The sequence below is a fragment of the Hydrogenophaga sp. genome (assembly GCF_022844385.1).
Taxonomy (GTDB): domain Bacteria; phylum Pseudomonadota; class Gammaproteobacteria; order Burkholderiales; family Burkholderiaceae_C; genus Hydrogenophaga.
Genome location: NZ_JALHLX010000014.1, coordinates 5471 through 14702, shown reverse-complemented (window position 1 = coordinate 14702; position 9232 = coordinate 5471). Strand labels below are relative to the sequence as shown.

9 protein-coding genes are annotated in these 9232 nt (G+C 65.1%); 4 read left to right on the top strand and 5 right to left on the bottom strand.

Annotated features, from left to right (window positions below):
* Window positions 1–1154 (bottom strand): 5'-3' exonuclease H3TH domain-containing protein (locus Q0C59_RS04760; protein WP_291212421.1); only part of this gene is annotated, 1154 nt, incomplete at its 3' end.
* 89 nt (window positions 1155–1243) lie between these two features.
* Between Q0C59_RS04760 and Q0C59_RS04755 the strand changes: the two genes are divergently transcribed.
* Genes Q0C59_RS04755 through Q0C59_RS04740 form a run of 4 tightly spaced genes read left to right on the top strand, consistent with a single transcriptional unit; the run spans window position 1244 to window position 4162 of the window.
* Window positions 1244–1579 carry a hypothetical protein gene (locus tag Q0C59_RS04755; RefSeq protein ID WP_291212419.1) on the top strand — a complete coding sequence of 112 codons (336 nt, stop codon included), beginning with the start codon at window positions 1244–1246 and terminating at the stop codon, window positions 1577–1579.
* 11 nt (window positions 1580–1590) lie between these two features.
* The gene (locus Q0C59_RS04750) at window positions 1591–2616 is read left to right on the top strand and encodes a homoserine kinase (protein ID WP_291212417.1); all 1026 of its coding nucleotides are present in this window, start codon (window positions 1591–1593) and stop codon (window positions 2614–2616) included.
* Entirely contained in the window at window positions 2613–3413 is an 801-nt protein-coding gene (locus Q0C59_RS04745) for a BPSS1780 family membrane protein (RefSeq protein WP_291212414.1), read from the top strand. Before Q0C59_RS04750 ends, Q0C59_RS04745 begins: the two co-directional genes overlap by 4 nt.
* Window positions 3410–4162, top strand: a complete 753-nt coding sequence (locus Q0C59_RS04740) for an iron dicitrate transport regulator FecR (RefSeq protein WP_291212411.1) — start codon at window positions 3410–3412, stop codon at window positions 4160–4162. The genes Q0C59_RS04745 and Q0C59_RS04740 overlap by 4 nt, the downstream gene beginning before the upstream one ends.
* Before the next feature lie 20 nt (window positions 4163–4182).
* Here the strand turns inward: Q0C59_RS04740 and Q0C59_RS04735 are convergent, their stop codons facing one another.
* The 4 genes from Q0C59_RS04735 to Q0C59_RS04720 form a co-directional block, all read right to left on the bottom strand.
* A complete protein-coding gene (locus Q0C59_RS04735; protein ID WP_291212409.1) occupies window positions 4183–4770 on the bottom strand; it encodes a hypothetical protein in 588 nt (195 codons plus the stop codon).
* Between the two features lie 43 nt (window positions 4771–4813).
* Window positions 4814–6067, bottom strand: coding sequence for an alpha/beta fold hydrolase (locus Q0C59_RS04730; protein ID WP_291212406.1), 1254 nt, complete (start codon window positions 6065–6067; stop codon window positions 4814–4816).
* 316 nt (window positions 6068–6383) lie between these two features.
* On the bottom strand, window positions 6384–8603 hold the full coding sequence (locus Q0C59_RS04725) for a PhoX family phosphatase (RefSeq protein ID WP_291212404.1): 2220 nt from the start codon (window positions 8601–8603) through the stop codon (window positions 6384–6386).
* Window positions 8604–8714: 111 nt separating this feature from the next.
* Window positions 8715–9232 (bottom strand): glycosyltransferase (locus Q0C59_RS04720; protein WP_291212402.1); only part of this gene is annotated, 518 nt, incomplete at its 5' end.

Here is a 9232-nt window from a genome sequence, read left to right as displayed (position 1 = left end):
CCCACGATTTCGGCGCGCATCTCGTCGAGCGAGGTGGTCTCGGTGTCCACGGCCACGAGGTCGGCGGCCTGCACGCGCTGGAGCCACTCGTCAAACGCGGCCCAGGTGAGGATGGTGTCGTACTTCAGGTTGGTGGTGCGCTCGGGGCTGCCGCTCAGATCGGGTTCATCGAACAGCCCGGGCGAGCCATCGCCAGCCCGGCCTTTGGTGTCTGCCTTGCTCTGGTGTTCTTCGATCCGCTCCGGCGGCACGTCGAGCTGCGTCAGTGTCTTCACCAGCCCCTTGAAGCCATACTTTTCGCCGAACGCCTTCAGGGCCTCGGAATCCTGCCCTCCGATGCCGATGGCCTCCAGCGAGGGCAGACCTTCCATGTGGTCCTTCAGGTCGCAATCGGTCTTGATGGTGAGCAACTCACGGCCCTTGGGCAGCCAGTCGAGCGCGTTGCGCAGGTTCTCGCCGGCCACGCCCTTGATCTCGTCCGCGCGCGCCACCAGCGCCTCCAGCGAACCGTATTCCTGCAGCCACTTCACGGCCGTCTTGGGGCCAACCTTGGGCACGCCGGGCACGTTGTCCACCTGGTCGCCCACCAGGGTCTGGTAGTCCAGCATCAGGCTGGGCGGCACGCCGAACTCCGAGGTCACGCCGGCCACGTCGCGCCGCCGGTCGTTCATGGTGTCGATCACCGTGATGTGCTCGTTCACCAGCTGGCTGAGGTCCTTGTCACCGCTGGAGATGATGCAGGTGATGCCCTGCTGCGCCGCCACATGGGCCAGCGTGCCGATCACGTCGTCGGCCTCCACGCCGGGCACGTCCAGCACCTTCCAGCCCAGCAGCTTCACCACCTCGTGGATCGGGGCGATCTGCGCGCGCAGATCGTCGGGCATGGGCGAGCGGTTGGCCTTGTAGTCCGGATACAGCGCATCCCGGAAGGTAGGCCCCTTGGCGTCGAACACGCAGGCGGCGTAGTCGGCGCGCACGTCCTTGCGCAGCTTCTGCATCATGTTGATCATGATGCGGATAGCGCCCGTTTTGAGCACGGTGCCGTCGGGCAGGGTCGTGCTCATGGCTTCGCCGCCAGCGAAGAAGGCGCGGTAGAGGTAGCTGGAGCCGTCAACCAGCAGCAGGGTGGGGGTGGGGGATGAAGCGTCGGACATGCGCGCATTGTCGGGGAGATCACGCCGCCCGCAGGTCCGACCGATGGCCCCGCCTGCGCCCGCAGGCCCCTGCCTGCCTACAATGAGGCATGAATGCCCACTCCCCACGCCTGCTGCCTGCCCTCGCCCTGCTCGCGGGTCTCGTCCTGGCCTCGACCTCGCAGGCACAGACCCCCCCGGTGGAGCAACCGCCGCAGCCGCTCTCGCCGCGCGACCGCATCGAGCGCATCACCAACGAAGACGCCCTCACCCGCATCGACGAAGTGCGCGTGGGCGGCGAAACCAAAAGCATTGATGTGCAACCCAAGAACGGCGCACCGGCCTACCAGATCAACCCGGATTCGAGCGGTTCGACCACGGGTGAGGTGGGCGGCAAGCGCACCGGCAACGCCGGTCGCAGCAGCTGGCGCATCCTGAATTTCTGATCGTCTGTTTCATGGCCGTTTACACCGAAGTCGCGTTTGCGGAAGCCGCTGCCCTGCTGCACACCCTGGACCTGGGGAACCTCACCGAACTCAGAGGCATCCAGGGCGGCATTGAAAACACCAACTATTTTGTGACCAGCGAGCGTGATGGCGCCACGCTGGAGCATGTGCTCACCGTGTTCGAACGCCTGGGTTTCGAGCAGTTGCCGTTCTATCTGCACCTCATGAAGCACCTGGCGCGCCAAGGCATCCCGGTGCCCGACCCGGCCGCCACCGCCAGCGGCGAGATCCTGCACACGGTGCAGGGCAAGCCCGCCGCCGTGGTGGACAAACTGCGGGGGAAGAGTGAGCTGGCGCCCGGCGTGGCGCACTGCGAGGCGGTGGGAGCCATGCTCGCGCGCATGCACCTGGCCGGTCGCGATTTCCCCATGAGCCAGCCCAACCTGCGCGGCCTGCACTGGTGGAACGAAACGGTGCCGGTGGTGCTGCCGTTTCTGAACGAGGAACAGGCCAGCCTGATCCGCACCGAACTCGCATACCAGAACCACGTGGCGGCCAGCCCGGCCTACGCCGCCCTGCCCTGTGGCACGATCCACGCCGACTTGTTTCGCGACAACGTGATGTTCGAAGACGGCCAGCTCACCGGTTTCTTCGACTTCTATTTCGCCGGCTGCGACACCTTCTTGTTCGACATCGCGGTCTGCCTGAACGACTGGTGTGTGCACCACCGCCAGGACGCCAGCGACGGCAGCCACGACGCCGGGCGCGCCCAGGCCATGCTCGCGGCCTACCAGGCGGTGCGCCCCCTGAGCGCGGCCGAGCGCAGCCTGCTGCCGGCGATGCTGCGCGCCGGCGCCCTGCGCTTCTGGATTTCCCGCCTGTGGGATCTGCACCTGCCGCGCGAAGCGGCCATGTTGCAGGCCCACGACCCCACCCATTTCGAACGTGTGCTGCGCGACCGCGCCATCCACGCTTTCCCCGTCGTGCTGCTGGACATCCCGGCGCCGGCAGCCACGCCCCAACCCGTGACCGCATGAAACTCCACCTCGTCCCCGCCAAAGTCGGCCTGCAATGGGTCAAACTGGGCGTGAAGACCTTCTTCCGCCAGCCGCTGGCCATGTCCGGCCTGTTCTTCATGTTCATGGCCACCGTCTCGGTGCTCTCGCTCATTCCGCTGCTGGGCACGGTCATCTCGCTGGTGCTGGTGCCGGTGGCCACGCTGGGCCTGATGGCCGCCACGCGCGAGGCCACACAAGGGCGTTTTCCCATGCCGTCCACCCTGATCTCGGGCCTGCGCGGCAAACCGGCGCAGACGAAAAACATGCTGATCCTGGGTGCCATGTATGCCGCCGGCCTGCTGCTGGTGCTGGGCGTGGCCACGCTGTTTGCCGGCGAAGCTGCGCCGCCGCTGGACCCCGCCGCGGGTGAGGTGTCGGCCGAGATGGTCCGCGCCTCGCTGGCCAACCAGGGCCTGCTGGCCGGCCTGGTGGTCTACCTGCCGGTGGTCATGGCTTTCTGGCATGCGCCGGCCCTGGTGCACTGGCACGGCGTGAGCCCCGGCAAGAGCCTGTTCTTCAGCTTCATGGCCTGCTGGGGCAACAAGGGCGCCATGCTGTTCTATGCCCTGGGCTGGGTCGGCGTGTTCATGCTGGTGGGCCTGTTCATGAGCTTGCTGGGCGCCTTGCTGGGTGGCCTGCAGGCACTCAACATCGTGCTGTACCCGGCCGTGTTGTTCATGGCCTCCATGTTCCACACCTCGATCTATTTCACCTTCCTTGACAGTTTCGATACCGCTGAAGAATCCACATCCACCACCACCGGAGAAGCTGCATGAGTCACCACACCCTGCAAGGCCGCGTCGAGAGCGAAGTGACCTGGTTCCAGCGCCGCGACACCCTGAAAGCCGCCGCCGCCTGGGTGGCCATGGGCGGGCTGCCGGCGGCCATGGCGCAGCAACGCAGCAACGTGGTGGAAATGGTGGGCGACGTGTTGCTCAATGGTCGGCGCATGGTGCCGCAGCAGACCATCCAGACCGGCGACGAGATCGCCACCGGCCCGGCGTCGCGACTCACCTTCGTGCTGGGCAACGCTGCCATGCACGTGCGGCAGAACTCCCGCCTCACCGTGGAGCGCGGCATCACGCTGCACACCGTGAGCCTGCTGCGCCTGCTCACCGGCGCCGTGGGCAGCGCATTTGGCCGGGGCCCCGGCCGCACCATCGTCACGCCCACGCTGACCGCCGGCATACGCGGTACCGGGGTCTACACCGAGGTCTTTCCCGAGCAGGGCAACCGCAGCTACTTCTGCAACTGCTACGGCACGGTGGACATGGAGGCTGGCGGCAACCGGGCCCTGTCGGTGTCGAGCTACCACCAGTCGTTCTGGGGCGAGGCTGAACCCAAGGCCGGGCGTTTCCTCACGCCGGCACCTGCGCTGAACCACACCGACGAGGAAATCGAATTCCTCTCCGGCCTGGTCAACCAGCGCACCGCCTGGCAGATCGCAGGACGCACCGGCGTGAAGGACGGACGCGGCTACATGGAGCAGCGTCCGCCCGAAGCGCACCCCGCCGTGGTGCGCTGAAGCGGCTCGCACGCGCCCGCTCAGAGCCTGGCGCCCGGGCCGGCGTGTGATGCGTTGCGAACCGATTCCAGGAACTGGTCCAGGCTGTCCAGCCAGTCGCGTATGGCGTCGGCCGTGGGCTGCAGGTCGAAATAGGCCACGCATTCACCCTGGCGGCAGTCCACCTTCATGCCACGCTTCTTGGCGATCGCCCTCACCACCGCGTTGTCGGCGTAGAAGTTCCATTCGATGCGCTTGTGTCCCTGCGCAACCAGGCGGGGGTACAACCAGTTCGCCATGCGTTGGCTCATGCCCCCGCGGGCCTCGGGCAGCGCACTCGATGCGGTCTCGATGGCATCGCTCGCCAGCGTGGCTTTGCCGTAGCTGCCCAGCATCAACAATCGTTCATGGGCAGCGTCCCAGAGTCCGAACACGCTGTTGATCTGCAGCAACCTGCGGGCGATCTTTTCGGCGTGTTCAGCGTCCTTCACCGGGGTGCCAAACCGCAAGGTCTGGTCGGCTTCGTCCAGCGCCTGGAGGTGAACGACGATGGCCGGCACGTCGTCGGGGGTGAGGTCCACAAACGTGGTGGCATCTTGGGCTGTCGATTGAGCGGTGGTTTGCGGCATGGGGTTCTCCTTGAACAAACGGGATGGGGGTCTGACCATCAGGTCAGAGCTTGGATGGCGGCTTGAGGAACTGGGCGATGGCGTTCTTGAACACCAGGATGCTGTCGGGACTGGCGGCGTTGAGCCCGGCCGCGTGCGTGAAGGTCGCAGGCATGCGCAGGGCCCTGGCATCGAAGCCGATCCAGGCCGCCATGCCCATGACACTGTCCACCGAGCCGATGTCCAGCAGGTCGTCGGCTTCGGTGGCGATCATCAGGATGCGGGTGGTGGCCAGCATTTCGTGGGCCGCGTCTGTCCTGTCGTCGATACCCTGCAGGTGGCGAATGAAGGGCGTTGACCTCTGCAGCGCTGCCTGAGGCTGGTAGGAGAGCACCGATCGAAGCTGCCACAGCAGCACGTTGTGATCGGTCTTTGCGCACAACCCCGTGAGGGTCTGTTTGTACAGCTTGACCCTGGGGTCACTGGCGTTGAGCGAGGCCAGCACAGTGTCGATGGTTTTGACGTCATTGGCATCCAGCGCATGGTGGGCCACAGCGACTTCGGCGCATTCGATGTCGTTCAGGTCGTAGAGCAGGCTGTGGTCCACCGGGAACTGGACCCGGTACCAGAAGTCGGACAGCACCTCCACCAGCGCCTTTTTCGGCTGCTTGTCCTTGGCCAGGCTGCCGTAGTCGCCACCGTGCCAGTCGGGGTCCTGCTCCAGCTTCTGAACCCACTGTTCGGTCAGCGTGCGCGTCTTCTGCGACAGTTCCAACCCGCCAGGCACCACCAACACCATGTTGGACACATAGCTGGGTTCGTGGGCCATGAAATGCCAGGCCTGCAACGACCCCATGGAAGCCCCCATGAGCACGTTCACATGGCCCACCCCCAGTTGCTTGAGTGCGAGTCGCTGGATCTGCGAGACATCGGCCAGGGTGAAGTTGGGGAAGGCGCCACCGTAAGGCTTCCGGGTGGCTGGATTGATGAGGCCCGGATGAAAGTGGTCGTTGATCAAGGGCTCGAAGCTGATGACGCGGTGGGTGTCGGTGTTGATCGGGGCGTCGGAACCCATGAGCGCGTCCCAGTAACCGGGTGCCACGCGTTTGTTGTCCTTGACGGACCTGTGACCGGCTGCATGGGCGCTTCCCAGGAAGAACGGCAAGATGGCAACCACCGGTTTGTCCTCGCCTTCCCTGGTTTTCGGGGCACCGTATTCCTCGTAGCTGATGGGCAGTTTGGAGAATGTGCCCTGGCCATCGTTGCAAGGTGCGGTGTCCAGCACGAGGGTCTGGGGTTTGACGATCTGGTCGTACATGAAATGTCCTAGGTTGGGAACTGGTGAACGCCTCTGACCCGACCTGTGATCGGCGAGGTGGTGCCACCCTAGTTCTCAATACACACGCCGGGACACGCCTGCGCCACAGACCGCAGGTCCTTGAAATCAGGCTGTGCACGCGATCGACAGAATCGTCAAAAGCTGAACCCCAAGGCCCGCCGGGGCCTTGGGGTTGGAGGGGCCGGCGACCGGGCTTGAGAGCCGATCAGCGTGTTGCCTTCGCCGGGCAGGCCGCGATGTGAAAAGACAAAGGGCCCCGAAGGGCCCCTTGTGTGATGCGCGAGTCCGCCGTGACTCAGGTGCCCACCTGGCCGCCGTTGTTCTTGGTGATCACCACCGTGGCCGAACGCGGACGGCTGCCGGCGCCGTAGCCCACGTTGCTGGGCCACTGGCTTCCGTACTGGCTGGGGTCCGCAATCACGGATGCCGGCGTGTTCTCGCCCGGGTGCTGGACGTTGATGAACATCGTCTTGCCGTCCGGCGTTTCACACAGACCCGTCACTTCACACTGAGCCGGACCAACGTAGAACCGCTTCAGGGTCGAAGCGGTCGGCTTTGCGCCGACGCGCGTGGTCACGGCCACACCACCGCTGTAGTTCAGCGTGGCCGTGGTGCCGTCGCCCACGGTGCCGGGGATGCTGGCGAGCAACATGCAGTTCGTCACATCGCGGTAAGCACCGTCGTCGGTCTGGATCCAGCACAACCCGCTGCTTTGCGTGAAAGCCAGGCCATCGGGACTTGAGAAGTCCTGGTCGGCGCTCAGGCCGGAGAGGTTGACGAGCGCCGGGTTGGAGCCCGCTTCGGCACCGAAGAGATACACGTCCCAGTTGAAGCTCGTGCCTTCAGGGCTGGCATCCTTGAAGCGAACGATGTGGCCGTTGACGTTGCCGGACTGCGTCGTGGTTCCACCAAAGATGTCGGAGTAGGCGCGCGGGTTGGCCGCATCGACCGGTGTCTGGCTGCCGGTGGGCGCGACCCTGCGGCTGCTGTTGTTGGTCATCGTGATGTACAGCTCGCCCGTGGTCGGGTGCACATCCACCCACTCGGGGCGGTCCATCTTGGTCGCACCCACGGCGTCGGCTGCAATGCGGGTGTGGATGCACATCTCGACCTGATCGGTGAAGCCGAACGAGGCACCCGCGATGGCGAGGTTGGTGATGTTCAGTTCAAGCCACTCACCGGTACCGTTGTCGTTGAACCTGGCCACGTACAGCTTGCCGTCGTCGAGGTACTTGTCGCCCATGCCCAGGCGATCCGCCGAGTTCGCATCGGAGGCCACCCAGTTTTGTGTCGAGACAAACTTGTACACGTATTCGTTCTGCGAGTCGCAGCCCATGTACACAGCCAGCGGTTTGCCTTCCACCGGCAGACCAAACGCGGCGTTCTCGTGCGCGAAGCGGCCCATGCCGGTGCGCTTTTTGACCACGGAGTTGGCGTTGTAGGGGTCGAGCTCGACCATGAAGCCCTGGCAGAACCACTCGTGGCGGTAGTCGTCGCTGCCATCCAGGCTGGTGCCGGTCTGGCTGGTGTTCCAACGCTCGTATTTGTCATCTGCGCCGGCGGTCTGCCAGCCGTAGCGGCTGTTGGCGGCGGTGGTGTTGTTCACGCTGCGGCCGTAGCGCGCGAACGAGGCATTGACTTTGGGAGTGCGCAGGTTTTGATCGCCCGCGGCACGGAAGTAGTAGCCCGACCAGTTTTCTTCGGTGGTGAGCAGCGTGCCCCAGGGGGTCTTGCCGTTGCCACAGTTGTTCATGGTGCCGCGGGTGCGGGTGCCATCCGTGGAGAACTTGGTGACGAACAGGGGATTGCCACGCGCCGGGCCCGACAACTCGATCGGCGTCATGCCGGTGACGCGACGGTTGAACGGCGAATTGACCACCGCGCCGAACACACCGGCGCCGTCCTTGATGATCTCGGCCACCATCAGACCATGGCAGTCGACCTCGATATCGACTTCGCTGGCGGGACGCGGGTTGGGCGTAGGCCCGCTCACGTGCAACATGAGCGGCTGGATGTACTCGTGGTTCATGGCGAGCAGCGCGCGGCTGCTGCTGTTGTCGTCGCGTTGTCCGCTGGCCGACAGGCCGAAATACTGCAACCCGTCGTGGTTGTCACCCACGCGCTGGTCGTAGCCCGTGTCGGTGCCATCGTTCTTGTAGGCAGGCACACCGGTGAACAGCGGATCGCCACAAGCGAGGATCACGCGCGCGGTGTAGCCGGCAGGCACGGAGTTGGTGTCGGCCAACGTTTTGGCTACCGCAGCAAAGCCCAGCAGGCTTTCAGGGGCGGCCGTCGGGGGGCCCGCCACAGGTGTGTCGTCACCGCCGCCGCCGCAAGCGGTCAGGGCAAGCGGCGCAAACATCGCCGCCATGGCGCCACCCAGGCCGCCACGCAGCACGCCGCGCCGGCTCAGGCCCGAACTCAGCACATCGGCGAAGTGGCGGTTGTTGGAAACGTTGTTTTCAAGGTCGTCGGGATCGGTGAACGGGGTCGTGGTGAGGTCGTGGTTTTTCATGGTCAGTTCTCCTGGGTTGTTGAACCTCGTCAGCATGCAAACAACTCATGTCATGCCCATGACAGTGAGGCCAAACGCACAGAGAAAAGAACCCCTCGCGTCATCCAGCTTTCACAACAGCGGAGCCGATCGCTGCGCCATGGCCGGGCGCAGCACTGTGTCCACCAACAGTGAAGCCCCTGCGGCCTGCAACATCAGTGCCTCCACCTGCATGGCGATCTGTTGCCAGTCGAGATGCGCCACGCGCGCACGCGCTTGCTCGCGGGCCTGCGCCAAAAGCGAAGGTGTTTGTGCAAGCGTCACCGCCACGCGAACGAACGCCGCTTCCTGACCTTCGGGCACCAGCCAGCCATTGGTGTGGCTGTGCACCCAGTCGCTGGCTGCGGCGGTGTCGAACGCGAGCACGGGCAAGCCACTGGCCAGCGCTTCGATGGTCACGTTGCCAAAGGTCTCGGTGAGACTGGGGAACACGAACAGATCGGCCGAGGCGTAGTAGCCCGCCAGCTCCTCGTGCCGGCGCATGCCGGCAAACACCGCTTGTGGGCAGCGCTGCTGCAGGCTCTCGCGCAGCGGCCCGTCGCCCACGAACACCAGCTTCACATCGGCGTGGTGCGCCTGCATGGCGGCGT